Source organism: Leptothrix ochracea, from assembly GCF_041083635.1.
GTDB lineage: Bacteria > Pseudomonadota > Gammaproteobacteria > Burkholderiales > Burkholderiaceae_C > Sphaerotilus > Sphaerotilus ochraceus.
Window position 1 is genome coordinate 50112 of the sequence record NZ_JBFPHB010000007.1, and the last position, 25984, is coordinate 76095.

Sequence of the window (25984 nt, forward strand, 5' to 3'; positions counted from 1 at the left end):
GCGCCGCCGCTTCTGGGCTTACTTCTGGTGCGTGACGATGAACTTGCGGATTTCCGGGTAGGCCATTTCGCGCCAGCGACGGCCCGAGAAGATGCCGTAGTGACCGGCGCCGATCACGTCGTAGTGTTCGCGGCGGTTGGCCGGAATGCCGGTGCACAGATCATGCGCGGCACGGGTTTGGCCGGCGCCTGAGATGTCGTCAAGCTCACCTTCAACCGTCAGCAAGGCGGTGGTGGTGATGTCTTGCGGCCGCACCAGTTGGCCCTTGACGTTCCACGTACCGTTGACCAAGGAGAAGTCTTGGAAGACGGTTTGGATGGTTTCAAGGTAGTAGTGAGCGTCCATATCGAGCACGGCGTTGTACTCGTCATAGAACTGGCGATGGGCGTCGGCGCTGTCGTCATCGCCGCGCACCAAGTCCAGGAAGTAATCCCAATGCGAACTGGCGTGGCGGTCCGGGTTCATGGCCACGAAGCCGGTGTGCTGCATGAAGCCCGGATAGACCCGGCGGCCGGCGCCTTCAAAATTTTGCGGCACGCGGTAGATCACGTTTTGCTCGAACCAGTCCAAGGGACGGTTCATGGCCAAGTTATTGACGGCCGTCGGGCTCTTGCGAGCGTCGATCGGGCCGCCCATCATGACCATGGTGCGCGGCGTGGCTTCACCGGCGCTGGCCATCAAGGAGATGGCGGCCAGCACGGGCACGGTGGGCTGGCACACCGAGATCACGTTGACGTCCGGGCCAATCAAACGGATGAAATCTTGGACGTAAGCGATGTAGTCGTCCAAGTGGAAATCACCGTGCGCCATCGACACCATGCGGGCATCGACCCAGTCGGTGATGTAGACCTTGTGGTCTTTGAGCAGCGTGCGCACGGTGTCGCGCAGCAACGTCGAGTGGTGACCTGACAGCGGCGCCACCACCAGCACGGCCGGTTGGGCGCGCATGGTGTCGAGCACTTGGCTGTTGTCGGTGTAGCGCTTGAAACGCAGCAAGCGGCAGAAGGGTTGGGTCTTGATGACCTGTTCTTGCACCGCCACGTCGGTTTCACCGACTTGGATCGAGGTGATGCCGAATTGGGGCTTTTCGTACTCTTTGGTCAGGCGATGCAGCAGATCAAACCCTGCCGAGAGTCGTTGCGAGCCCGGGGCATGGTTGAACGGCGACAGCGGGTGGCTGTAGAGCTTGGACGTGGCGCTGGCGAACTCAGCAAAGGGGCTGAGCAGGGCGCGTTGGCTTTCGTAGAGCTGGTAGAGCATCGTGGTGTCCTTGGGCGTAGGTGGCAACGGATCGGCGGAAGAATCGCCAGCGTGCTTCAGCGTAAATTTGTTGCAGCGCAGCAATTCTAGGGCAATTCCCTATAGAGGGCAACTCAAGGGGTGCTTTGCGCAGAATTTTCAGGCCAAAAGGGGCACGATCAACAGCGCCACGATGTTGATGATCTTGATGAGCGGGTTGATCGCCGGGCCGGCGGTGTCTTTGTACGGGTCGCCCACGGTGTCGCCGGTCACGGCAGCCTTGTGGGCTTCGCTGCCTTTGCCACCAAAGTGGCCCTCTTCGATGTACTTTTTGGCGTTGTCCCAAGCACCGCCGCCGGTGCACATCGAGATCGCCACAAAGAGCCCCGTGACGATGGTGCCCATCAAAAGGCCCCCTAAAGCCACGGGCCCCAGCAGCAAGCCCACCAAAATCGGTGCGGCCACGGGCAACAAGCTGGGCAGGATCATCTCCTTGATGGCCGAAGCGGTGAGTAGATCGACGGCGCGGCTGTAATCGGGCTTGGCTGTGCCGGCCATGAGCCCGGGGATCTCCCGAAATTGCCGGCGCACCTCTTCGACCACCGCACCCGCAGCGCGGCCGACCGCTTCCATGGCCATGGCGCCAAAGAGGTAGGGGATCAAGCCACCCATGAACAGGCCCACGATCACTTGGGGGTCGGCCAGCTCAAAGTGGACGTGCAGTCCACGTGTTTCTAGGGCATGGGTGTAATCGGCAAAGAGCACCAAGGCCGCCAAGCCGGCCGAGCCAATGGCATAGCCCTTGGTCACGGCTTTGGTGGTGTTGCCCACAGCGTCGAGCGGATCGGTGATGTCGCGCACGCTCTCGGGCATGCCGGCCATTTCAGCGATGCCCCCGGCGTTGTCGGTGATCGGTCCGTAAGCATCCAAAGCCACGACGATGCCCGCCATGCTCAGCATCGCGGTGGCTGCGATGGCGACGCCGTACAAACCGGCCAGTTGAAAGGCGCTCAGGATGGCGGCACAGACAAACAGCACCGGCCAAGCGGTGGATTTCATCGAAACGCCCAGACCCGCAATGATGTTGGTGCCGTGGCCGGTGGTAGAGGCTTGGGCCACGTGCTGCACGGGCGCGTAGTCGGTGCCGGTGTAGTACTCGGTGATCCAGACCATCGCAGCGGTCAAGAGCAAACCGACCGCGCAGGCACCGAACAGCCGCAGTTGGGTATGGGTGTGAGGGCCCAAGGCATCGTCAGGCATCACAGTTTGAGTGACGAACCAGAAGGCGATCAACGAAAGCCCGCCGGCCACGATCAAGCCCTTGTAGAGCGCGGGCATGACGTTTTTCATCCCCGGGCTGGCTTTGACAAAGCTGCTGCCGACGATCGAGGTCAGGATCGACACGCCCCCCAGCAGCAGTGGGTAGAGCACCGCAGCCATGGGGGCGCTGGTGATCAGCAGGGCACCGAGCACCATGGTGGCGATCAAGGTCACGGCGTAGGTTTCAAACAAGTCGGCGGCCATGCCGGCGCAGTCCCCGACGTTGTCGCCCACGTTGTCGGCGATCACGGCGGGGTTGCGCGGGTCGTCTTCGGGGATGCCGGCTTCGACCTTGCCGACCAAATCGGCGCCGACATCGGCCCCTTTGGTGAAAATACCGCCGCCCAAACGGGCAAAGATCGAGATCAAGCTGGCTCCAAAGGCCAGACCCATCAGGGGTTGCAGGGCCGCGTTCAGCGCAGGGCCGTCCAAGGTACCACCGTGGCTCAGCACCCCAAACACGCCGCCCACGCCCAGCAGCCCCAGCCCCACCACCAACATGCCGGTGAGGCTGCCGCCCCGAAAGGCCACATCCAGTGCTGGACCCATGCCGCGTGTGGCGGCCTGAGCGGTGCGAACGTTGGCGCGCACCGACACGTTCATGCCGATGAAGCCGCAAGCCCCCGAGAGCAGGGCGCCGATCACGAAGGTCAGGGCGGTGAGGGGGCCGATAAAGACGCCGAGCAGCACGGCCAAGCCCAGTCCGACCCAAGCGATGCTGCGGTACTGCCGCGCCAGATAAGCCGAAGCCCCTTGTTGAATGGCGCTGGCAATGGCTTGCATGCGCTCGTTGCCCGGGTCTTGGCGCAAGATCCAGCCCCGGGTGAGGAGGCCATGCACGACGGCGGCTGCCCCGCAGAGCAACGCTAAAACAAGCGCGGTGGTGGCGTTCATCAAGATCTCCTCGGCAAAAGGGTGTTCGGCCTCATCCTAGGCGCAACAATCCGAGGCAGCAAGGTGCGTTGCGCAAGGTGTCCGCAAGCGCAGTCCGTAGAATCACCATCCACCCTTTTTCAATCCGATGGATATGAGCCTGCACAACGTCACCCCCGGTAGCAAAGCCCCTGAACAGTTCAACGTGATCATTGAAATCCCGATGAACGCTGATCCGATCAAGTACGAAGTGGACAAGGAAAGCGGCGCGCTGTTCGTGGACCGTTTCATGAGCACCGCCATGCACTATCCGTGCAACTACGGCTATATCCCCCAAACCCTGTCGGACGACGGAGATCCGGTGGACGTGTTGGTCATCACGCCGTTCCCGCTGGTGCCCGGCGTCGTGGTGCCTTGCCGCCCCATTGGCGTGCTGATGATGGACGACGAAGCCGGTGGCGACGCCAAGCTGTTGGCCGTGCCGACCGACAAGATCTTGCCGATCTACAAAGATTGGCAAAAGCCGGAAGACCTGCACGAGCTGCATCTGAACCGCATTCAGCACTTCTTCGAGCACTACAAGGATCTCGAAAAGGGCAAGTGGGTCAAGGTCAAGGGCTGGGAAGGCCCGGAAGCGGCCAAGCAAGAGATCCTGAGCGGTATCGCCAGCTACAACAAGGCCAATCAGCCGGCCTAAAAGCTTAAAAGCCTAAAGCCCAACGATTGAGCGCATCAAAAAAGCCCGCCCGGGGTGACTCGGGCGGGCTTTTTCTTGGCCCCATGACGGGACCGGATGTCTTGATCAGATCACTTGAACAAGCCCTTGAGCTTGTTTTGCACCTGATCGCGGGCTTGCTGTTCAAGCTGCTGCTTGACTTGGGTCTCGCTCGGTAGCGACGCTGCTGCTGCGGCCAGTGGGGCCTTGAGCTTGGCGGCGGCACCGCTGTTGTCCAAGGCTTGCTTGAGGGCGGCACCGGCGTTGGCGCTGCCCATCGAGATGTCGCTCCACTGGATCTTCCAAGCCATGGCGCTGAAGGGGCCGCTCAGGCGCACCGGCACGGTCAAACCTTGCAGTGCAGGGTCCATCCCGTCTTGACCCTTGGCCACCGAGGTGACGGTGGTGCGTGCGGTGTAGTCGAGTGAACTTTGGGGCAGATTCACAAAGCCACTGCCCGCCAAGCGCAAGAACGGACTCTTCATGTCCAAGTCGCGGTTGTTGGCCACCCCGTCGAGGATTTGGAAGGAGGCCGAGAGCTCGGAGAAGTCGGTCTTTTCGGTCTTTTGCGCTTCTTGGATGGCATCTTTTTGCAGCGTCAGCTTGGCTTTGAACTCGCGCAGCGAACGCGCCAAGTTGATGCCGTGCAGCGCGCCGTCACGCAACTGCACCGCAGCCGTGCCGTTCAAGGCCGCCTTCATGGCGTTGACGGTCGCGCCGTGGGTGCTGACGTCGGCTTGAACATGGCCCTTGCCTTCGACCAGATCCAAGTTAGCCACGTCTTTGAGCGCGCCTTGGATGTTGATGCCGGTGGCTTTGGTTTTGACGGCGACGAGCTGCTGAGCGGCGTCAGCCACCACTTGGGCGTCCAAACCGCCATCCCACGCTTTGAGCGACAGCGGTGCCAACACCAGATGCCCGCCTTCGAGCTTGGCTTGGGCCAGCAGATCGCGGATGACGAAAGGCTTGTATTTCAGGCTCGCGGCCTTGAGGCTGACATCGGCGTTGATGGCGCGTAGACCCGCCAGGTTCACCGGGATGTCGGCAGCGGATGCTGCCGGTGGCGGTGCCGGGGCGCGCGGTGGCAGCAAGGCATCAAGGTCAAGCTCGCCAAACTGCGCCTTGGCCACCAGGCGCGGCGGGGCACCCTTGCTCATGCTGATCTGGCCGTCAAGGTCGAACGCTTGACCGTTGAGTTGCCCGGCCAAGGCCCAGCGGGTGGTTTGCGGTGACGCCGCCACGTCGCCCTTGGCTTGGACCGTGAGCGGTTTCAGGTTCGGGTCTTGCACTTGAGCGTCGATGCTCAGCGCCGCCAGTTGCACCTGCGACGTGGGCGGCTGAACCTTGATGTGGGTTTGGATGGTGCCTTGCAGGCGCGTCGGCCCCGTGCCGCCGCCCAGCACCAGCTTGAAGCCGGGGATGTCGAGGGCGTCAAAGCTGCCGGTGGGGGCGCCCGACTCGATTCGGCCTTGCACGGCGGCAGGGCCTTGGAGCGAGAAGTTGCCCGAAAGTGGCGAGCCCTGCAGCGACTTGCCGTTCACGGCCAGCTGCGGCCAGTTCAGCTCCACACTCATCGGGTGGCTGCCTTGGGCGTCGGTCAACTGACCACGCAGTTGTACCAAGAGCTTGTCGAGGCTGATTTTTTGGTGGGCCGGTTCAAGTTGCAGTCGGCCCAGACCCAGATGGGTGTCTTGCAGGGCGATGGCGCCGGTGGCGGCGTCCAGCTTCAGGTCCAAGTCCTGCACATCGAGCTTGAAGGGGCGCAGCGCGGCTTGTTCGGTGGCGGGGCTGCCGGGGTCGAGTTGCAGCTTCAGTGTGGCTTGCACATGCGCTGAAGCAGCGGGCTCACTCAGTTTGGCCAAAGCGGCGATGCGGATGGGGGTCAACACGTCGGGGCTGAGCCGGCCGGTCGTGAGGTTTTCCAGCGTGATGTCGCCGTGCAGATGGCCTTGGTCGTCATCGATGCGCGCTTGGAGATTTTCCAGCGTGATGCCGCTGACATCGAAGTTGAGCGGTTGTGCCGCCGCCTTGGGCTCTGCCGGTTTGGCGGAAGGTTGCAGCAGGTCGTCGATGTTGCTGTGGCCTTCGGCATCACGCTTGTAGTGCAGATTCAAGCCGCTGGCGTGAATCTCATGGACCACCAGTTGCTGGTGCAGCAAGGGCATGAGCTGGATCGAGAGACTGGCGGATTCCAGCTTGACGAAGGGCTCGGCCTTTTGGAATTCGCTCAGGGCGACTTGGTCAAGGCGCACGGCCAAGCGGGGGAAGACGCTCAGCCGAATGGGGCCTTCCAGACTCAAGGTGCGCTGCTTGTGTTCGCGCACCCAGTCGATGGCCACACCTTTGTAGCGGTTCGGATCGAAACTCAGCACCAACCAGGTCACCCCGATCAGCACCACTACCAGCAGACCCGCCGCAGCGAGTAAAAGTTTTTTGGTCAGGCTCATGCGCTATTGTCCCAAGACTGATGTGGAGAAGATGTGCAAACTGTTAAGAATGTAGAGCAAGCCGTGCAAGCCCGATGTGTGGTGATTGGCGGCGGCCCGGCGGGGTTGATGGCGGCCGAGGTGCTGGTGCAAGCGGGCGTGCCGGTGGATCTGTATGACGCCATGCCCTCGGTGGGGCGCAAGTTCTTGCTGGCAGGCAAGGGCGGCTTGAATTTGACCCACACCGAGCCGCTGGCGAATTTTGTGGGCCGTTACGGTGCACATGCCGCTGAAGTGGGTTCGTGGCTTGATGCTTTCGGGCCGCAGGCGCTGCGGGATTGGGCCCAAGGCTTGGGCATCGACACCTTTGTCGGTAGCTCCGGCAAGGTCTTCCCGGCCGAGATGAAAGCGGCCCCGCTGCTGCGGGCTTGGTTGCATCGCTTGCGGGTCAGTGGCGTGCGCTTCCATATGCGTCATCGCTGGAACGGCTTGCTGGAGCAAGTAAAGCAAGTAAAGCAAGTGGAGCCAGTGGAGCAAGGTGATCAGGGCACAGGCTGGACCTTGGCTTTTGACACCCCAACGGGCGAGCAGCGTGTCCAAGCGGCGAGTGTGATTTTGGCCTTGGGCGGCGGCAGTTGGGCCCGTTTGGGTTCTGACGGTGCTTGGCAGCCGTGGCTGGCGCAACACGGTGTGGCTGTGTCACCGCTCAAACCGCACAACTGCGGCTTTGAGGTCGCTTGGAGCGCTTACCTGCGCGAGCGTCATGCGGGGGCACCGCTGAAGAACGTCCGCTTGAAAGTCACGGATCGTTTGGGCCAACGTTTTGATCGGCTGGGCGAAGCGGTGCTCACGGCCCATGGTTTGGAGGGCAACTTGATGTACGCCGCATCGGGCTTGTTGCGTGATGAGATCGAGGCCACAGGTTCCGCCGCGATCACCTTGGATCTGTTGCCCGCCCGCGATGAGGCTGAGCTGGCGCTGGCGCTGGCCAAGGGGCGGGGAGCCCGTTCCATGGCGAACCATTTGCGTGAGCACGCGGGTTTGCACGGCGCCAAGGCGGCCCTGCTGCACGAGGGGCTTGATACGCCGGCTTGGAACCTCCTCAGCAAAGATCCGGCCCGCTTGGCAGCGCGCATCAAGGCGCTGCCGCTCGCACTCTTGGCCCCACGGCCCTTGGATGAGGCGATCAGCAGCGCTGGGGGGGTTGAGCTGGGCACGGCCTTGAACGAGCACCTCATGCTGCGCGCTTTGCCGGGGGTGTTTTGTGCGGGCGAGATGCTCGATTGGGAGGCCCCCACCGGCGGCTACTTGCTCACCGCCAGCTTGGCCAGCGGCCGGGTGGCCGCTGAAGGGTGCTTAGCCTTGGGCTGATGCGGCGATCTCTGGTGGCTTCTTGCGCCAGCGGTCCAGCGAGTGGATCGCGTCATCGACGTAGGTAAAGACCACCGGGATCACCAGCAGGCTTAGGAAGGTCGAGGTGATCAACCCACCGATGACGACGATCGCCATGGGCGAGCGGAAGCTCGGGTCCACCCCCCAGCCCATGGCAATCGGCATCATGCCGGCCGCCATGGCGATGGTGGTCATGATGATCGGCCGAGCGCGCTTGCGGCAGGCATCCAGCACGGCGTGCCAGCGGTCGAGGCCATGTTCGCGGCGCGCCAGAATGACGTAGTCCACCAGCAGAATCGAGTTCTTGGTGGCAATGCCCATCAGCATGATCAAGCCGATCATGGACGGCATCGACAGGGCGGTGTGCGTGACGAACAGCGCCAAGAAAGCGCCCGGAATCGACAGCACCAGAGCCGCCAAGATGGTGGCCGGCTGGATGAAGTCTTTGAACAGCAGCACCAAGACGATGTAGATGCAGAGCACGCCGGTCAGCATCGCCAAGCCAAAACTGGCAAAAAGCTCGCCCATGGCCTCGGCGTCGCCCACTTCGGTCTGGATCACCCCCGGCGGCAGTTCCTTCAAGCTTGGCAGGGCCATGGCCGCGTCTTTGACTTCGCCCAGCGGCTGCTGATTGAGTTCAATCTCGAAGTTGACGTTGCGTTGGCGGTTGTAGCGCCCGATTTCGGCCGGGCCGCTGCTGATCGACAAGCTGGCGACATTGCCTAGCAACACCGGGCCGTTCTTACCCGGCACCGGCAGACGGGCCAGCAAAGCCAAGTCGGTACGCGCCTCAGCGGGCAAACGCACGATGATGGGCACTTGGCGCTGGCTGAGGTTCAGTTTGGGCAGGGCCTGATCAAAGTCGCCCGCTGTGGCGATGCGCAGAGTGTCGGCGATAGCACTGGTGCTCACGCCCAAGTCGGCGGCTCGGGCGGTGTCGGGCACCACGATCAACTCGGGTCGCACCAAGCTGGAGCTGGAAGTCACGGCCCCGATGCCCGGGATGCTGCGCAGTTCGCGTTCCACCACAGCGGCGTGCGTCATCAAGGTGGCACCGTCTTCACCGGCCAAGACCAGCACGTACTTTTCGCTGCTTTGACCAAAGCCCACCTTGACGCGTGCGCCCGGCAGCTCCTTCAAGGCTTCGCGCAACTGGCCTTCGATGCTTTGCTTGGAGGTGCCGCGCCGCTCAGTGCGATGCGTCAGGTTGATGGTCAGCGTGGCGGTGCGCACATCGGGCAGGCCGGCGCCCGGCGTGAAGGTGTCTGCCCCGGTGCTGCCGCCACCCACCGTGGTGTAGATCAGCTTGACGTGCGGATGCTTTTGCACCAAAGCCCGCGCGTGTTCAGCGGCGGCCAAGGTCTGGCTGAAGGTGCTGCCCGGGGGCAGGGTCAGCGTGACTTGGGTTTGGTGGAAGTCATCGGGCGGCATGAAGCCGGTGGGCAGGGCGCTGAGCAGACCGAAGGAGCCGAAGAAGAACGCCACGGTGGCTAGCACGGTGACCACGCGGTGCTTCAGGCACCACGCGGCCCAGCCAAGGTAGCGCGTCATCCAGCGCGGTTCGGGGTGGCTTTTCTTGGGGGGACGCAGGATGTAGGCCGACATCATCGGCGTGAGCATCCGGGCCACGACCAGCGAGAAGAACACCGCGATGGCGGCGGTCCAGCCAAACTGAACAAAGAATTTGCCCGGCACGCCGCCCATGAAAGCGGTGGGCAAGAAGACGGCAATCAGCGTGAAGGTGGTGGCGATCACGGCCAAACCGATCTCGTCGGCCGCTTCCATGGCCGCTTGAAACGGTGTTTTGCCCATGCGCAGGTGCCGCATGATGTTTTCAATCTCGACGATGGCGTCATCGACCAGCACCCCGACCACCAGCGACATGCTCAGCAAGGTGACGATGTTGAGCGAAAAACCGAACAGGTAGTACATCGTGGCGAAGGTGGGCAGCACCGACAGGGGCAGGGCCGTGGCGGCCACCAGCGTGGCACGCCAGTCGCGCAGAAACAGCCAGACCACGATCACGGCCAAGATGGAGCCTTCGAGCAACAAATACATCGAGCCGCTGAAGTTCTCGACCGTGGCATCGATGAAGTTGAAGGCTTCGGTGACGCTTACATCGGGATGCTCGGCGCGCAGCTTGTCGAGCGCGGTCCGCACGCCCTCGGCCACGTCGGTTTCGCTGGCTCCGCGTGAACGCACGATCTCAAAACCAACCACTGGCGCGCCGTTGAGCAAAGCGGCGCTGCGTTTCTCCGCCACCGTGTCGCTGATCTTGGCGATCTGATCCAGACGAATGCGTCGGCCGTCGGGCAGCGTGATGTCCATCCGGCCCAGCTCTTCAGCACTTCTGACGGTGGCCAAGGCGCGCACCGATTGCTCGATGCCGCCGACATCGGATCGTCCCCCCGAGGCGTCTTGTTGCACGGCCTTGAGTTGGCGCGAGACATCGGCTGCTGAGGCCTTCAAGGCCAGCAGCTGGGTCGGATCGAGCTCGATATCCACTTCACGACTCACGCCGCCCACGCGGGTGACCGAGCCCACGCCGCGCACCGAAAGCATCGCTTTGGTGACGGCGTTGTCCACGAACCACGACAGGGCTTCGTCGTCCATGCGGCTCGAAGCCACGGTGTAGGTCAGGATCGGTGAGCCAGCCAGATCAAGCTTGTTGATCACCGGATCGCGCAAGTCAGCCGGCAGATCCGCACGGATGCGGGCCACAGCGCCGCGCACGTCGTCGAGCGCTTCTTGGCTGGGTTTTTCAAGACGGAATTCGACCGTGACGAGGGCCACGCCGTCTTGCACCTTGGTGTAGATGTTCTTCACGCCTTGGATCGAGGCCACGGCGTTTTCGATTTTGCGCGCGACCTCCGTTTCCAACTGGGCGGGCGCAGCGCCAGCCAGCGAGGCGGTGACGTTGATGGTGGGCAGGTCGATGTCCGGAAACTGCTGGACTTTCATCGACTTGAAGCCCATCAGGCCGGTGAGCGTGAGCATCAAAAAAAGCATCACGGCCGGGATGGGATTGCGGATGCTCCAAGCGGACACATTCATGGCGGGCTCCTGGCTCAGTGCGCAGCGGCGGGTTGGGCGGTGTTCGCCGTCGCAGGGCTTTCAACCACCCGCACGCCGTCACCGTCACCCAAGAACGCCCCGCCTGAAGCCACGACCTTGGCCGTGGATGGCAGTCCGGCGGTGATTTCGATTCGATCGCCTTGACGGCGTCCCGTCACCACTTTGGTCTGCGTGACCTTGCTGTCGCCGCCCACTTGGAAGACATAGCTGAAGCCGTCACGCAGCAGCACCGCTGATTGCGGCAAGGTTTGGGCCGCAGCACGTCCAAGCTCGAAATCACCCTTGGCGAACATGCCCGCGCGCGCTGAGCCGTTGGCCGGCAGATCGACATACACCAGCCCGTTGCGGGTGGCAGGGTCCACGGTGGGAGCCACCATGCGTACCTTGCCTTGGATGGGCTGTCCACCCGCTGGGGTCAGGCTGACTTGGGTGCCGGGTTGAATGCGGACTAACTCGGTGGCGGGTACTTCGGCACGCCACTCTAAGCGCCGCTGGCGGATCAAGCGGAACAGTTCTTGGCCGGGTTGGACCACCGCGCCAACGCTGGCTTGGCGTGCGGAGATCACGCCGTCGTCCAAGGCCGTGATGCGGGTTTGGCTGAGACGCAGTTCGTCGGCACTGAGGCGCGCTTTCAAGGCCTCTAGGCGTGCCGCAGCAGTTTGTTCCGCCGTGAAGGCTTGTTGGCTTTGCTGCGTGCTCATGGCCCCACCGGGCTGAAGTTGGCGGGCCCGATCTGCGTTGGCTCGGGCTTCAGTGAGCACCGCTTGGGCTTCGGCCAGATTGGCGCGCGAAGCGGCCACATCGGCGGAGACCGATTCCGATTGCAGTCGTGCCAAGAGTTGACCGCGTCGCACGTTGTCGCCCACGTTGACCAAGACGTCCAGCAAGCGCAGCCCGCCCGCTTCGGCGCCGATCACGGCTTCTTGCCACGCCATCAGATTGCCGTTGGCGGAGATCGTGAGCGGCCAGTCCGCCGCTTGCAGGCTGGTGACGGTGACAGTCAATGCTGGGCGAGCCTTTGTTTTAGGCGCGGCCGCTTTGTCAGCGGGGGTGTCATTGGCGGCATGCACCCACACAGCGGTGCCACCCAAGCCAAGTCCCACCAGGGTGGTCAAGATCAGGGCGCTGCGATGGCGGGGCGTCAGAAGGAAGGCGGGCAGACCAGTCATGTTGGAGTCCTAGAAAGGTTTGAAGCGCTGTGGAAGCGGTGTTTTTCGTGGTCAACCAAGGCCAAGGCCCAATCCACCAGTCGCTCAAGATGGGCGGAGTGGTCGTCGGGTGGGGGGGCTTGGGTGGCTATGCGGCAAGGCAGGACACGGCGCGAAAGCTGGTCATGGGCCAAGGCCACGATGGCAAAGGCGAGTTGATGCAAGGAGGGGGCGTCGGCGGGGGTGCCCACATGGCGCGCTAGGCAGCTCACCAAGCGTTCGTGCTGCGGCTGGATGTGCTGGAAGATCAGATCAGCGCAACCGGCGGTGGGTTCGATCAACTCACGCAGGTAAAGCCGCATCATGGCGGCCCGTTCGACCTGATTGTCTGGGCAGCAGATCGCTCCAATCACGTGGTGCAAATGACGGGCAAGACTGATCGAGGGGTCATCCAAGTTTTGGAAAGCGCGATCAGCGTTTTGGATCGGACGCAGCAATACCGCACGGTAAAGCCCATCCTTATCGCCGAAATAGTAGTGAATCGATGCAACGTTGACGCCTGCGGCTTGGCAGATTTCGCGTGTCGAGGTGGCTCCGAAGCCCTTATCGGCAAAGAGCAACGTGGCTGCTTCAACCAAGCGGGTGCGTGCTTCTGCGCCTCGCAGGGTCGTGATGACCGGATGGGGGGTGTTGGCGCTGCTCATGCCCAAGGGTCAAAGAAGAGGGAAGACGGAGGACATCAATGATGTTTGATCATAGATCAAATCAAGCAGTCGCTTGAAAGATGTGGATCAGCGCCCTGTTTGGGCTGCTGTGCCACCCAAGGTTCGAAGTCCGAACTCAAAACACTACAATGCGCGCCGTATGGGGCTCTTCTGCCCGAATCTGGATCGAAGCGAAATGCCGACACTGGAAGAACTCGCGGAGCGCGTCGAACGATTGCTGCTCCGCCACCAAGAGTTGAAACAGACCCAAGCGTTGCTGGAGCAACAGGTGGTCGCCTTGATGGATGAACGTGACATGCTGCGATTGCGTTTGAACGCGGCTCGCGATCGTATGGATGCGCTTGTTGGGCGTGGTGTATCGCCGCCCGCCCCCGGTCTTGGGGCCTCGATCCAATCGTTTGAGCCATCAGGCGCCGTCCCTGAATCGTTTTCTCCTGCGAGCCAGCCATGAAGCAGCTTGAAGTCCTGATCATGGATCAGACCTACGTTCTTGGTTGTCCTGAAGGGCATGAGCAACGCTTGTCCGAAGCTGTCAGTCGGGTGGATCAAGCCATGTCCGTCATTCGTGACCATGGCAAGGTCAAATCTCGGGAGCGTATTGCTGTGCTTGCCGCTCTGAATTTGGCATTTGCCGCCTCTGAATCCAAAGCGTCGGCCAGCGATGTTGCCGAGAACGCCACCCAAGGTGAGGCTGGGGCTGCCGATGAGTGGCAAGGTACGACGGTGGATATCGAAAGCTTGATTCGTCGCTTGGATGTTGCTTTGGGGCTGTGAGTTGCAGCGGTTAGAATGGGCGTGTCCGTCGCTTTCGTGAGGGCTTTTATTTCCTTGAACCGATGCTTTCGCAAGCATGGGCTTGGAATATATCCCGGCTGGTGCGATCGTCTCGCGTCAGATGAACCCGAAGCCTGGCTGACCTCGCCCACCTGGACCCCTGGGTTCAGGAATGCGGCTCTCAGTTAGCGGCGGACTCCTTCTCCTTCCTCCGCACCTCCTCCCCATTCAATGATGCTCGATCCCTACTTGGTTCTAGGGCTACTGCTGCTTGGCTCTTGCACTGGCTTTATGGCTGGGTTGCTGGGTGTGGGTGGCGGTATGTTGCTGGTGCCGTTCATGACCCTCTTGTTGGCCCGTCAGGGCGTCGAGGGCTCTTTGGCGGTCAAGATGGCCATCGCGACTTCGATGGCAACGATCTTGTTCACATCGCTTTCCAGCGTGCGTGCACATCACCGTCGCGGCGCCATCCGTTGGGATCTTGTCACCAGCCTCGCCCCGGGTATCTTGCTTGGCGGCTTGGTGTCTGGGGTCGGTGTCTTTGCGATGCTCAAGGGCACATCGTTGGCGTTATTTTTCGCCTTGTTTGTCGGCTTTTCGGCCACGCAAATGCTTTTCAATCGTCAGCCAAAGTCGTCACGGCAAATGCCTGGCTTGGTGGGACGTTGGGGCGCTGGTGCTTTCATTGGGACGGTTTCCGGGTTGGTGGGAGCCGGCGGGGGATTTTTGTCCGTACCCTTCATGACTTGGTGCAATGTGCCCATGCACCGTGCGGTGGCAACCAGTGCTGCCCTTGGTTTTCCGATCGCGTTGGCCAATACCGTTGGCTATGTGATCGGTGGTTGGCAGATGGAGAGTCATGTCGCCGCCAGTGTGGGCTATCTATGGCTTCCGGGGTGGCTCATCGTTGCTTGCGCCAGCGTCGTAACGGCTCCTTGGGGCGCTCGGATGGCGCACAAACTGGATGTTGCGCAACTCAAGAAGATCTTCGCCCTGATGTTGTATGGCTTGGCGGGATACATGCTCAGTCGGGCATCGCTCTGATGCTTGATGGAGATGGATGTTTCGACGCACGGGAGTGTTGGATCTATACAAATAGGGCCGTTGCGCCTGAGTCTCAATAATCAATGCAGATGGCATCAATTCCATCATTTTTGTTGCATTTGAGACATTATTTGTTACATAAATGCCGCCGAAACGCGTATTTAAAACGCTTTTATCCAGTGTGTTGATGTTGCCCTTTGAAACGGGATATTGATTTGTTGGGCTTTCGGTAGCATTTCACTCTGATTTCAATTCTTCTGGGGGGGCCGGTGGGTCTTCTCCACTATCATTTCTGAAGAAATCATTGTCAGCTCTGGATGTTGTCCATTCATCATGCCGGGCGTGTGTCGTTTTTTTTGAGTCTGTATTGGGGAAATCATGTCTACCAGATATTTCAGGTTCTCGCGCCGTCCCGTCGCAGCCGCCGTTGCAGCTGTTGTGGTTCAGATGGTGGCTTCGTCAGCTCAGGCCGGCCCTGGGTTTGTGTCATCGGCTGACACACTTGGGAATCCGATTCGGCTCCAGACCTATTTCGCCCATAGCCCTTCTGGTCTGCGAGGTTTTCTTGCTAATGGTCAACCCGACCCGAACGCTGTGCTACCGACATCGGCTGAGATTGTCAGTATTTACGGTTCGGCAGCAGCCTATCCTGGTGCTCCTGGCGGGCTTGGGACAGGGAAGGCACTGCGCAAGTTCGTTGATCCGCTGCCTCGATTTGGTCGGCCAGCCACGGGTGCTGTGCCCACGCTTGCTGATGGCACCACGACAAAGTACGTGCCGATTGCTGTTCCTGAAAAGTGGGTTGACACCAATGGTGTGACCACGACAGATGACTATTTCGAGGTCGCAGCCGTTGAGTACACCGAAAAGGTGCATACCGATCTACGCAAGGCGACCACGTTCCGTGGTTATGTGCAGTTGGAAACGGCGCGCAACCCAGCCCCAGCTGCGACCCGTTGGCCGCTCTTTTACCCAGATGGCATCACGCCCATCTTGATTCAAGATACGAACCCGGATGGGTCGTTGAAATTTGACAACGCGGGCAACAAGGTCCTTAAGCAAGCCGTTGCCATGGACAAGCCTCACTACATGGGGCCTGTGTTGAATGCGACCAAAGGTGTTGCGACACGGCTCAAGTTGCTTAACCTGCTGCCTGTGGGCCGTGCTGAGTTAGCTCGTGATGCTGCTGGTGCACCGCTTCTCGTCAAGGGGCAGGTGCAGGTGGTGAAGCGTAACGGTGACCTTTTCTTGCCAGTCGATTCGTCTTTGGCTGGTTCTGGGACGGGACCCGACGGCAATCGCTATACGCAAAACCGGATTTCGCCCCACGTGCTGGGTGCTGACGCGCCTTGGATCAGTGCGGGCTCCCCCCATCAGTGGGTGGCTGCTCTCGGTGAAGAAGATCCTGCGCGCCCAGGATCGCTGGCAAGTCAGATCATTGACCCGTTGTCTTTGGGGGGCTACCTGAAGGGGGCCAGCGTTGCCAACGTTCCTGACATGTATGACCCCGGTGCAGGTGCACGGACGCTGTACTTCCCCAATCAGCAAACCGCCCGCTTCATGTGGATTCAAGACAGTGCCAACGGCATGGGTCGTCTGAATACATACGCAGGCTTGGTGGCCCCCATGATGTTGACGGATGCTGTTGAGCAAGACTTGATTGCTCGGCAAATCATCCCGGGACCGGCAGAAACGATCCCCCTTGTGCTTCAAGATAAATCGTTTGTTCCTGACGACATTGCGTTGCAAGACGCGCGTTGGAACACGACCGCTTGGGGCGCACCGGGTGATCTGTGGATGACCCACGTCTATGAAACCCTCCAAGATCCGGCACAGCAAAACGGCTCCAACAAGGTTGGACGTTGGTTGTATGGCCCTTGGTTCTGGCCGATCTTCCCAGCCCAATACGTGCTGCCCACAGGGGCCTATGGCAATGAAACCATGGTGCCTGAGGTCTATAGCGACACGCCCGTGGTGAATGGGGTGGCTTACCCTTACGTCGATGTTGAGCCCAAGGCGTATCGGTTGCGATTGGCGAACGGTGCGGTGGATCGTTCCTTCTCGTTCAGCCTTTTCGAAGCCGATCCCAATCCTGCGCTGAGCTTCCCATCACAGGGTGCGACTGAAGTACGCATGGTCCCGGCGGCTGTCCCCGCCATGCAGTGCGCCAATGGGGAGACGCGTTGGACGCCAGCCAATCCATGTACACCTTTCGACTGGCCGACCGATGCTCGTTTAGGTGGAGTCCCTGACGCATCGTTGCCAGGGCCGACGCTTTATCAATTTGGTTCCGATGGTGGGTTGATCCCCCATATGGCAACCATTGACCCGCTGCCAACCAATCCTTTGTATGACAAGGGTCGCATCACGGTGTTGAACGTGAATACCACGGGCTTATGGTTGGCTCCGGGTGAGCGTGCAGATTTGGTGGTTGACTTCTCGCAGTACGCGGGCAAGACATTGATCGCTTACAACGACATGTTCTCGCCTGTTCCTGCGGCAGACAATCGTGATGATTACAGCGTCGGCATTGGCGATCGCTCGCCCAATGGGGGCGCTGAAGACTCCAAGCCGGGCTTCGGACCCAACACGCGCACCTTGATGCAGTTCCGTGTCAAGGCGGCCGTGACAACGCCAGGTATTCCGTTCAACGCGGCAGCACCGGCGCTTGCCACTGAAATTCCCAAGTCGTACGTGGGTCAAATCAACGGTATCGCCACAGCTGGTGCTGGGCAGCCCCGTCCGATCGTGGCGCAGTCGGCTTACAACGCAGCCTTTAATGCGGCGGGCAATTGCCCGGCAGTGGTTCAGCCCAACACGGCGGGTTGCTGGGACAATGTCAAAGCGTTTTCAACGATTTATGCCGGCACCACCAAGCAGCCGTTGTTCTCGTTTGTGCCGGGATCACCGAATTTCTTTGATGCGGTGGGTGTGACCGCACCCGGGCTTGGATACGTGACGGCACCGACCGTGACGTTCAGTGGTGGCGGTGCAACGGCACAGGCTACAGCGATTTCCTCGCTCAAGATCGCATCGATCACCGTCACCAATCCGGGGTCGGGTTACACCACGGCACCGTTGGTGACGATCGCTGTGAATGGCGGTGTTGCCGGCGGTGGTGCCCAAGCTTCGACCAAGCTTTTGGTGAATAACGTCACAGTGATCAATGGCGGTGCGGGATACATCAGTGCACCGGCAGTGACCTTTGCCTTACCGCCGAAGGGTGGCGTTCAAACCCAAGGTGTTGCCGTCGTGACTGCCGGCAAGGTCACCGGCATCACGATCACCAATCCGGGGTCGGGGTATGACCGTGTGCCTGCTGTCAGCATCGCACCGCCGCCGGTGAAGGCTGGCAATGTGCGCGCTACCGCTACGGCCACAGGCGGGGTTGCCGCCTTTGTCATGGTGCCGACCGACCCAACCAATCCCTCATCGATGGGCGGTTTGGGTTACACGGATCTGACCCAAGTGCTGTTGACCATCGGTGTCCCACCGACGGTTGGTGGCGTTACGGCCACGGGTACACCTGTGGGTTCGGTCTATGACGTTAACTTGACGGACCCTGGGGTGGGTTACACCTCAGCTCCGACGATCACCCTGTCTGGTGGTGGTGGTGCCGGTGCCTCTGCACAGGTCTTGCCCACCAATCAAGCGACAGCGACGGTGCAGGCCAAGGCTGAGCAAGAGTTGCATGAAGCCACCTATGGTCGTACCAACACCTCGTTGGGTGTGGAAATGCCCTTCGTGAATGCAGGCGTGCAGACCACCATTCCGCTTAACTTCCTTGACCCTGCCAGCGAAGTGATTGGCAGCAACGAAATGCAGGTCTGGAAGCTGGTGCACAACGGCTTGTACAGCCAAGTGCTTGGCTTTGACGGCATGGATGTTCAGCTGATCAACCGTGTGGGTTGGGATAACTTCATTGAAGCACCGTTCCCCAACGAAGTGGGTTGGAAGGACTCGGTTCGTGTCCATCCGTTGTCGGATGCCATCGTTGCTCTGCGGCCGAAAAAACCGACGATGCCGGGGTTTGGCTTGCCCACAAGCACTCGATCTTTCGATCCGACCCAGGTTTTGGGTTCGAGTTTCGGCTTTACCCAGTTGGCATTACTGGGTGGCGGTATCTTCCCGGGGTTGCCACCAGCCGCCACCGTGAATCAAGTCGGCAATTACGGTTGGGAATACACGTGGGGTAACCGCGTGTTGAGCCACGCTGAAAACGACATGCGTCGCCCGGTTGTGGTGAATGCCGTGCAGGCCGTGCCTGTGGCGCCTTCAGCGCTTGCAGCAACGGTCCCGGTGTTTACACCCGGTACACCGTACCCCGGTGTGACCCTGACATGGACCGACAACTCAAGCACTGAAACTCAGCAGTTGGTTCAGCGGGCAACGGGCGCAACGAGCACGGTCTTCAAGACCATTGCCACGTTGCCAGCCAACAAGAAGTCGTTTGTGGATACCACCGTTGAAGGCGGTATGGTTTACCGCTATCAAGTGGTGGCCGTTGGTGCGGCAGGCCAAGCGGCTTCCCCCATCTTCAACACAACGGCGACACCTGTGTTGCCGCCGGCTGCGCCAAGTGGTTTGAATGTTAGCCAGTCATCGGCCACAACCATGCAGGTGAGTTGGACGGATAACTCCACCAACGAGACCAACTTCGTGCTTGAGGCTTCGGCCAATGGTCAGGCTTATACAGCGGTGCCCGGATCGCCTGTGGCCAGCACCACGATGGCCGGTACCGCGACAGTGGTGACACTGCCGAGCGTCGGTTTGGGCGGGGCGACAGGTTCGGTGATTTATCGTGTGGCCGCGAATAACACCTTGGGTAACGCGAACTACAACTCGGCGTTCACCTATTCGTCGCCTATCGCGTTGAATGCGGTGCCTGCTGCACCGACAACCTTGGGCGCCACCGCCGTCTCTGAAACGCAAGTGGACTTGACTTGGACCGATAGCTCCAACAATGAAGCTGGCTTCGTGATTCAGGCGTCCGATAACGGTGGGGCTTTTGCTCAAATCGGGACTGTGGCGCTGTCTCCAGGGGTGGGTAATCGTCTGACCTTCGCCGCTCCGGTGTTGAATGGGCATAAGTACACCTTCCGTGTTGCTGCGCAAAGCTTTACGGGGATTCCGTCTGCGTGGTTGACTTCGGCGTTGGTGCCGGTCAGTTTCTTACCGGCTCAGCCGGCTAACTTGACGACCACGCTGAACTCGGCAACTCAGATTGCCTTGAGCTGGACCGATGCCTCCAACAACGAAACCAGCTTCTTGCCCCAAGTCTCGGCCAATGCCGGCGTGACGTGGACCTCCTTGCCCACGGTTGCTGCTGTGGTGGGTTCGGGGACGACGCTGACGACTAATTTCATCCCGGCCATGGGCAATGCGTACTTGTTCCGCGTGAATGCGGTCAACGCGGCAGGGATGAATGCCTCGCAAGTGTCACTGCCTGTGGTGATGTTGCCGACGATGTCTGGTCTGGTGGGTACATCGACTGCGCCGACCACCGCCACCCTGACGTGGCTCGATGGTGGCCCCTTGGAGACCGGTTACAAGGTGGAGCGTAGTGTGGCTGGTTCCACCGTGTGGACCTTGTTGGGGACGACCGCAGCCAATGTGGTGACCTATACCGCGATTGGGTTGACACCCAACACGGCTTACAACTTCCGGGTGACTCCGGTGGCGGTGGCTGGGTTGCTGACTCGCCCGGGGGCTTCGATGACGATCCCCGTTACCACCCAAGCCTTGCCGTCCGCGCCGACAGGGTTGACGGTGACTCCGGTGGCAGCGCCGGTGGGTGGTATGCCGTCAGCCAACCTGAGCTGGGTGGATGCTTCGGTCAACGAAACCTCCTTCCAAGTGCAGCGTTGTACGGTTGTTGCACCGGCAGTCGCTTGCTTGCCGACCTCTGTTTGGGCAGCGGTGGGGACGGTGGCTAGCACCACCTCGGCAGCAACCGGCGCGACCATCAGTTTCGCCAACACAGGGCTGGTGACCAAGACGACGTACAGCTTCCGGATCGTGCCGTTGATCGGCGCGGTGACGGGTTCACCGAGTGCGATCGTGACAGCAACCATGCCTTGATGGATGGTTTGAGGGATCGTCAAGGGTGACGTCCCTCGCGTGATCGCGCACAATCGGGGCTGCGCTGACTTCATCGGTCGGCGCAGCCCCGATTTCATGTCAAATTCTGTTTTGTACCCTCGCCGAGTTCCAAGATGTTTCGCACCCTGTTGAACGCCAAGATTCACCGCGCCACCGTGACTCACTGCGAGTTGCATTACGAAGGATCCTGCGCGATCGACCAAGACCTGTTGGATGCTTCTGGCATCGTTGAAAACGAGCAGGTCCATATCTGGAACATCGACAACGGTGAGCGGTTCATCACCTATGCGATTCGTGGTCCGCGTGGCAGCGGCATGATCTCGCTCAATGGCTCAGCCGCACGTCGAGCCACGGTGGGCGACTTGGTCATCATTGCCAGCTTTGCGCAACTCAGCAGTGAAGACATGGCGACTTTCAAGCCTAAGCTGGTTTTTGTCGATGGTGATAACCGCATCACCGAGCAACGCAGCGAGCCGGCCAACGCCATTCCGCCGCTGCATGCCCACAATCCCCACCCGAATCATCCACGTTGAAGCGCGTGGGCATGAGCGTGCGTCCGACCCTGTTGCTGGTAGATGGTTCCAGCTACCTCTACCGTGCTTTTCACGCCATGCCCGATCTGCGCAACGCGCAGGGCGAGCCCACCGGGGCCTTGCACGGCATGATTTCGATGCTGGAGCGGCTGCGTGAGCAGTTCCCAGCCAGCCACGCGGTCTGTGTCTTTGATGCCAAGGGCCCGACCTTTCGGCACGATTGGTACGCTGATTACAAAGCCAACCGGCCGTCGATGCCGACGGATCTGGTGGCGCAACTGGCGCCGATCCACGAGATGGTTCGGCTCATGGGCTGGCCGGTGCTGGAAGTGCCCGGTATTGAAGCCGATGATGCGATCGGTACCCTGGCCCAAGTCGCCGTGGCGGCTGGCTATCAGGTGGTGATCTCGACCAGTGACAAGGATCTGGCGCAGCTGGTCAATCCGCATGTCAGCTTGGTCAACACCATGACGGGCGAAACCCTCGATGAAGCCGGTGTGCTGGCCAAGTTTGGTGTCGCTCCTGATCGCATCATTGATTACCTCAGTCTCATCGGCGACACGGTGGATAACGTACCGGGTGTTGAGAAGGTGGGGCCCAAAACGGCCGTCAAATGGCTCGCTGAACACGGTTCGTTGGACGGTGTGATGGCCGCAGCAGCCAGCGTCAAAGGCGTGGCGGGCGAGAACCTGCGCCGGGCGCTGGATTGGTTGCCGATGGGCCGCCGCCTCATCACGGTGCAGTGTGACGCTGACCTTTCCGCCCACGTTTCTGGCTGGCCGCAGGTCGGATCTTTGGCGTTCAAGCCGGAAGACAGCGAGGCTTTGCTGGCCTTCTATATCCGCCACGGTTTTGGTGCGCGGCGGCGCAAGCTCGAAGACGAGCAAAAAAAGGCGGCACAAAAAGCAGCCGTGAAAGCAGTGGCTTTAGCTGAGCCCGATTTATTCGGTGCGTCAGAGCACGCCGCTCTTCCTGATGAGCCCGCCGTGCTGGACGTGCTGGATCTTGCCAAACAGTACGAGACGATCCTCACCGAGGCGCAGCTCGACGCTTGGATGGCCCGCCTCCTCGCTGCTGAGCTGGTGGCGCTCGATACCGAGACCGATTCGCTCGATGCCATGCAGGCCCGCATCATCGGTATCAGTTTTGCCGTCAAGCCCGGTGAAGCCGCCTACATCCCGGTGGGCCATGACTATCCCGGTGCGCCTGAGCAGCTTGAGTTGCATGCGGTGCTGGCACGGCTCAAGCCTTGGTTGGAAGACGCCAAGGCCTTGAAAGTTGGGCAAAACATCAAGTACGACACCCACGTGTTGCTCAATCACGCCATCACGCTGCGGGGTTGGGCGCATGACACGATGCTGGAAAGCTATGTGCTCGAAGCGCATCGTCCGCATGGGCTTGAAAGCCTTGCCTTGCGGCATCTGAACCGCAAGGGCCTGAGCTACGAGGATCTGTGCGGCAAGGGCGTGCATCAGATCCCGTTCTCGCAGGTTTCAGTGGAGCAGGCCACGACCTATTCGGGCGAAGACAGCGACATGACGCTGCATGTCCATCAGACCTTGTGGCCACGTTTGCAAGCTGAACCCAAGTTGTGTGAGGTCTACACCCGCATGGAGCTGCCCACCGCTGCCGTGCTGGGTCGCATCGAGCGTCACGGGGTGTTGATTGACGCTTCGGTGTTGCTACGCCAGAGCAACACCTTGGCGCAACGCATGGTGGCCTTGGAAGCCGAGGCTCACGCCATCGCTGGGCAGGCTTTTAACCTCAGCAGCCCGAAGCAGATCGGCGAGATTTTGTTCCATCGCTTGGGCCTGCCGATCAAGAAGAAAACCGCCACCGGCGCACCCAGCACCGATGAAGACGTGCTGCAAGAGTTGGCGCTGGATTACCCCTTGCCCGCCAAACTGCTTGAATACCGCAGTCTGGCCAAGATCAAGAGCACTTACACCGACAAGTTGCCGCAGATGGTCAACCCGGCCACCGGCCGCGTCCATACCAACTATGCCCAAGCGGTGGCGGTAACAGGGCGTCTGGCCAGCAACGAGCCCAATCTGCAAAACATTCCTATTCGCACCGCAGAGGGTCGGCGTGTGCGCGAGGCGTTCATCGCGCCGTCGGGCCATGTGATGGTGAGCGCCGATTATTCGCAAATTGAGCTGCGCATCATGGCGCACCTTTCCAACGACGCCACCTTGTTGCGAGCCTTTGCTGAAGGCTTGGATGTGCATCGCGCCACGGCGGCTGAGATCTTTGGTATCACGCCGGTGGACGTCACGAGCGAGCAGCGGCGTTATGCCAAGACCATCAACTTCGGACTGATCTACGGCATGGGTGCCTTTGGTCTGGCGCAGAGTTTGGGCATCGATATGACCTCTTCCAAGGCGTATATCGAGCGCTATTTCACCCGCTATCCCGACGTCAAACGCTACATGGACGCAACGCGTGCCCAAGCGGCGGAGCATGGTTATGTGGAGACTTTGTTCGGGCGGCGCATTGAATTGATGGATATTCGCGGCGGCAGTGGCCCGCGTCGGGCAGCAGCCGAGCGACAGGCGATCAATGCACCCATGCAGGGCACGGCGGCCGATCTGATCAAACTGGCGATGCTGGCCGTCCAAGACGCCATCGACGTGGAGGGCCGCGCCAGCCGCCTCATCATGCAAGTGCATGATGAGCTGGTGCTTGAGGTGCCTGAGGCAGAGCTCGATTGGGCCCGCGAGGCCCTACCGCGTTTGATGGCGGGCGTCGCGGAGCTCAAGGTGCCGCTGCTGGCTGAGGTCGGCGTCGGGCCCAATTGGGAGCAGGCGCACTAAGCAGATGCACTAAGCAGGTGCTCTGCGTCAGGGCTGGGGGGGCACCGCCACAGCTTCGGCCTCTTTCTTCCTGCGCAGGCTGTTGGCCAGCTTGACCACCGTGAAGATCACGAAGGCCACGATCAAGAAGTCGATCACGGTCTGCGCGAACTTGCCATAAGCAATCACCACGGCAGGTGAGTTGGCTGTGGCCGCCTTCAAGGGCCAAACCAACTCTGAAAAATTCACCCCGCCCATCAGCATGCCGATGGGGGGCATCACGACATCGGCCACCAAGGATGAAACGACCTTGCCGAAGGCTGCGCCGATGATCACGCCGACGGCCATGTCGATGACATTGCCCTTGACGGCAAATTCCTTGAACTCTTGAAGCACGCTCATGGTTGGATGATGGTCTGGTGGTTGAAAGCCTTAATGTACGGTTACCGGATGCTTTGTGCGTCAACGGCAGCATGCACAGGCCGTTGTGCATGGGTGGCGATGGCGCCACGTAGGAGAACAAAGTGAATGTGATGCGTCGTATGGTCAAACTCGGTCTTCTCGTCGTCTTGGGTGTGGCGACAGTGGGTTGTTGTTTCAACCCCTTTAATCCGTATGGTCGGGAGCATGGCGGCTATCAGGGAGGAGAACACCACGAACGTGGTGAACGTGGCCGCTAAGTCGGTTCCCGAAACAAGACCCATCCGTTCTGACCCGAACGTTTGACACGGTACATCGCTTGATCAGCTTGGGCCATGACCTCACGGGGATCTTGGCGGTGCTTCGTGTCGGGCAGGGTGATGCCCATGCTCATCGTGACGATGAGGGCGTGTTCACCCAAGCGCACCGGCTCCACAAAAGCTTGAAGAATTTTGTCAGCCACCCGGGTGGCATCGTCGGCATGACTGAGTTCGGTCAGCAAGATGACAAACTCATCACCGCCAAGGCGCGCTACGGTGTCGCTGGCTCGTACGCATTGGCACAAACGTTGGGCGACTTGACGCAGCAATTCATCACCTGTGTCGTGGCCCCATTGATCGTTGACCCTTTTGAAGTCATTGAGATCGATGAAGATCAAACCAAGGGGTCGATGAAAACGCTGGGCACGCAACAAGTTTTGCGTCAGGTGTTCCATCAACATGCGCCGGTTGGGGAGGCCCGTCAGAGCGTCAGCATGGGCCAGTGACTGGGCGAGTTGCTCGGCGTGCTTGAGTTGGGTGATGTCGCGGTCATTGGCCCGTAGACCCAAAGGGCGGCCATCGGAGGCGTGTACGGGTCGTATGCCTCGCGCGATCCAGCGGAGATCGCCATTTTTGCAACGAATGCGAAAACTCATATCGTGCGGAGCATCCTCGGGGCCGAGTCGGCAGGCTGCGGTGACACGCTCACGGTCTTCATCCAGCACGATTCTGTCAAGCAGGCTTGGGTCGGCCATGTAGTCAGACGGTGTGTAGCCGCTGACGCGTTCGCAAGCCGGGCTGATATAGATCAGTTTGCCATCCGGGCCGATCCAAGTTTCCATGTCGTAGGTGTAGTCTGCCAGCGTGCGCAGGCGCTCTTCGCTTTCCTGCAAAGCCAACTGCGCGAGCATCCTCGGGGTGACATCAACCAACGCCATGATGGCGACGTCACTGCCCGGAAACAGGGGGGCGATGTTGATATCGAACCAGCCTGTGCTGCCGTTGCTCCGTTGGAGCTGAAGCGTTTCCCGGTAGCAGCTGCCGTCTTGAATCGCTGGATAAGCTTTTTGACCGAAAGCGATGAAATCGGCCTCCTCAACATAGAACGTGCGCGCCGCTTGACCCACCATCTCTTCGGGGGTGTAG

Annotated in this window: 16 protein-coding genes, 1 other RNA gene and 1 pseudogene; 9 read left to right on the forward strand and 9 right to left on the reverse strand. The window is 60.6% G+C overall.

Translation table 11 applies throughout. The annotated features are described in order from the left end of the window. Nucleotides 1–18: 18 nt before the first annotated feature. Nucleotides 19–1260: a polyhydroxyalkanoate depolymerase gene (locus tag AB3X39_RS03270; protein WP_369415926.1), complete on the reverse strand. Its 1242-nt coding sequence runs from the start codon at nt 1258–1260 to the stop codon at nt 19–21. A 138-nt stretch (nt 1261–1398) separates the two neighbouring features. Further along, a complete protein-coding gene (locus AB3X39_RS03275) occupies nt 1399–3453 on the reverse strand; it encodes a sodium-translocating pyrophosphatase (RefSeq protein ID WP_369415927.1) in 2055 nt (684 codons plus the stop codon). A gap of 133 nt (nt 3454–3586) precedes the next feature. Between AB3X39_RS03275 and ppa the strand changes: the two genes are divergently transcribed. Then, entirely contained in the window at nt 3587–4129 is a 543-nt protein-coding gene (gene ppa / locus AB3X39_RS03280) for an inorganic diphosphatase (protein ID WP_369415928.1), read from the forward strand. Between the two features lie 110 nt (nt 4130–4239). On the opposite strand, the gene AB3X39_RS03285 is transcribed toward ppa, so the two are convergent. Then, nucleotides 4240–6594 carry an AsmA family protein gene (locus tag AB3X39_RS03285; RefSeq protein ID WP_369415929.1) on the reverse strand — a complete coding sequence of 785 codons (2355 nt, stop codon included), beginning with the start codon at nt 6592–6594 and terminating at the stop codon, nt 4240–4242. A gap of 63 nt (nt 6595–6657) precedes the next feature. On the opposite strand from AB3X39_RS03285, the gene AB3X39_RS03290 reads away from it, so the two are divergent. Beyond that, complete coding sequence (locus tag AB3X39_RS03290) at nt 6658–7944, forward strand: TIGR03862 family flavoprotein (protein ID WP_369415930.1); 1287 nt, start codon at nt 6658–6660, stop codon at nt 7942–7944. Here the strand turns inward: AB3X39_RS03290 and AB3X39_RS03295 are convergent. From AB3X39_RS03295 to AB3X39_RS03305, 3 genes are read right to left on the reverse strand one after another with little or no spacing between them, the layout of a single operon-like run. Beyond that, entirely contained in the window at nt 7930–11019 is a 3090-nt protein-coding gene (locus AB3X39_RS03295) for an efflux RND transporter permease subunit (RefSeq protein WP_369415931.1), read from the reverse strand. The genes AB3X39_RS03290 and AB3X39_RS03295 overlap by 15 nt on opposite strands. A 14-nt stretch (nt 11020–11033) precedes the next feature. Then, nucleotides 11034–12209 (reverse strand): efflux RND transporter periplasmic adaptor subunit, encoded by a 1176-nt coding sequence (locus AB3X39_RS03300; RefSeq protein ID WP_369415932.1) that lies wholly within the window; start codon nt 12207–12209, stop codon nt 11034–11036. Further along, on the reverse strand, nt 12206–12892 hold the full coding sequence (locus tag AB3X39_RS03305) for a CerR family C-terminal domain-containing protein (protein WP_369415933.1): 687 nt from the start codon (nt 12890–12892) through the stop codon (nt 12206–12208). The genes AB3X39_RS03300 and AB3X39_RS03305 overlap by 4 nt, the downstream gene beginning before the upstream one ends. A gap of 196 nt (nt 12893–13088) precedes the next feature. On the opposite strand from AB3X39_RS03305, the gene AB3X39_RS03310 reads away from it, so the two are divergent. From AB3X39_RS03310 to polA, 7 genes are all read left to right on the forward strand, one after another. Beyond that, entirely contained in the window at nt 13089–13364 is a 276-nt protein-coding gene (locus tag AB3X39_RS03310) for a DUF904 domain-containing protein (protein ID WP_369416165.1), read from the forward strand. Then, a complete protein-coding gene (locus tag AB3X39_RS03315; protein WP_369415934.1) occupies nt 13361–13687 on the forward strand; it encodes a cell division protein ZapA in 327 nt (108 codons plus the stop codon). The genes AB3X39_RS03310 and AB3X39_RS03315 overlap by 4 nt, the downstream gene beginning before the upstream one ends. 21 nt (nt 13688–13708) lie before the next feature. After that, nucleotides 13709–13887: non-coding RNA, 6S RNA (gene ssrS, locus AB3X39_RS13555), on the forward strand. Between the two features lie 31 nt (nt 13888–13918). After that, entirely contained in the window at nt 13919–14731 is an 813-nt protein-coding gene (locus tag AB3X39_RS03320) for a sulfite exporter TauE/SafE family protein (protein ID WP_369415935.1), read from the forward strand. Nucleotides 14732–15547: 816 nt separating this feature from the next. Beyond that, a complete protein-coding gene (locus AB3X39_RS03325; RefSeq protein WP_369415936.1) occupies nt 15548–20812 on the forward strand; it encodes a hypothetical protein in 5265 nt (1754 codons plus the stop codon). Between the two features lie 134 nt (nt 20813–20946). Next, entirely contained in the window at nt 20947–21366 is a 420-nt protein-coding gene (gene panD, locus AB3X39_RS03330) for an aspartate 1-decarboxylase (RefSeq protein ID WP_369415937.1), read from the forward strand. A gap of 11 nt (nt 21367–21377) precedes the next feature. Further along, nucleotides 21378–24179 carry a DNA polymerase I gene (gene polA / locus AB3X39_RS03335; protein ID WP_369415938.1) on the forward strand — a complete coding sequence of 934 codons (2802 nt, stop codon included), beginning with the start codon at nt 21378–21380 and terminating at the stop codon, nt 24177–24179. A 27-nt stretch (nt 24180–24206) separates the two neighbouring features. Here polA and mscL read toward each other — a convergent pair whose 3' ends face one another. From mscL to AB3X39_RS03350, 3 genes and pseudogenes are all read right to left on the reverse strand, one after another. Continuing rightward, nucleotides 24207–24560 (reverse strand): large-conductance mechanosensitive channel protein MscL, encoded by a 354-nt coding sequence (mscL, locus tag AB3X39_RS03340; RefSeq protein ID WP_369424375.1) that lies wholly within the window; start codon nt 24558–24560, stop codon nt 24207–24209. A gap of 274 nt (nt 24561–24834) precedes the next feature. Further along, nucleotides 24835–25680 carry a diguanylate cyclase domain-containing protein gene (locus AB3X39_RS03345; protein ID WP_369416166.1) on the reverse strand — a complete coding sequence of 282 codons (846 nt, stop codon included), beginning with the start codon at nt 25678–25680 and terminating at the stop codon, nt 24835–24837. A gap of 111 nt (nt 25681–25791) precedes the next feature. After that, nucleotides 25792–25968, reverse strand: a pseudogene (locus AB3X39_RS03350) (hypothetical protein); the annotation flags it as partial. Nucleotides 25969–25984 lie beyond the last annotated feature (16 nt).

Excerpts from the sequence above, each read along its gene's own strand:
- AB3X39_RS03270 (WP_369415926.1), bottom strand. The coding sequence starts at position 1,260 with ATGCTCTACCAGCTCTACGAAAGCCAACGCGCCCTGCTCAGCCCCTTT.
- AB3X39_RS03275 (WP_369415927.1), bottom strand. The coding sequence starts at position 3,453 with ATGAACGCCACCACCGCGCTTGTTTTAGCGTTGCTCTGCGGGGCAGCC.
- ppa (WP_369415928.1), top strand. The coding sequence starts at position 3,587 with ATGAGCCTGCACAACGTCACCCCCGGTAGCAAAGCCCCTGAACAGTTC.
- AB3X39_RS03285 (WP_369415929.1), bottom strand. The coding sequence starts at position 6,594 with ATGAGCCTGACCAAAAAACTTTTACTCGCTGCGGCGGGTCTGCTGGTA.
- AB3X39_RS03295 (WP_369415931.1), bottom strand. The coding sequence starts at position 11,019 with ATGAATGTGTCCGCTTGGAGCATCCGCAATCCCATCCCGGCCGTGATG.
- AB3X39_RS03300 (WP_369415932.1), bottom strand. The coding sequence starts at position 12,209 with ATGACTGGTCTGCCCGCCTTCCTTCTGACGCCCCGCCATCGCAGCGCC.
- AB3X39_RS03305 (WP_369415933.1), bottom strand. The coding sequence starts at position 12,892 with ATGAGCAGCGCCAACACCCCCCATCCGGTCATCACGACCCTGCGAGGC.
- AB3X39_RS03310 (WP_369416165.1), top strand. The coding sequence starts at position 13,089 with ATGCCGACACTGGAAGAACTCGCGGAGCGCGTCGAACGATTGCTGCTC.
- AB3X39_RS03315 (WP_369415934.1), top strand. The coding sequence starts at position 13,361 with ATGAAGCAGCTTGAAGTCCTGATCATGGATCAGACCTACGTTCTTGGT.
- AB3X39_RS03320 (WP_369415935.1), top strand. The coding sequence starts at position 13,919 with ATGATGCTCGATCCCTACTTGGTTCTAGGGCTACTGCTGCTTGGCTCT.
- panD (WP_369415937.1), top strand. The coding sequence starts at position 20,947 with ATGTTTCGCACCCTGTTGAACGCCAAGATTCACCGCGCCACCGTGACT.
- polA (WP_369415938.1), top strand. The coding sequence starts at position 21,378 with ATGAGCGTGCGTCCGACCCTGTTGCTGGTAGATGGTTCCAGCTACCTC.
- mscL (WP_369424375.1), bottom strand. The coding sequence starts at position 24,560 with ATGAGCGTGCTTCAAGAGTTCAAGGAATTTGCCGTCAAGGGCAATGTC.
- AB3X39_RS03345 (WP_369416166.1), bottom strand. The coding sequence starts at position 25,680 with ATGGAAACTTGGATCGGCCCGGATGGCAAACTGATCTATATCAGCCCG.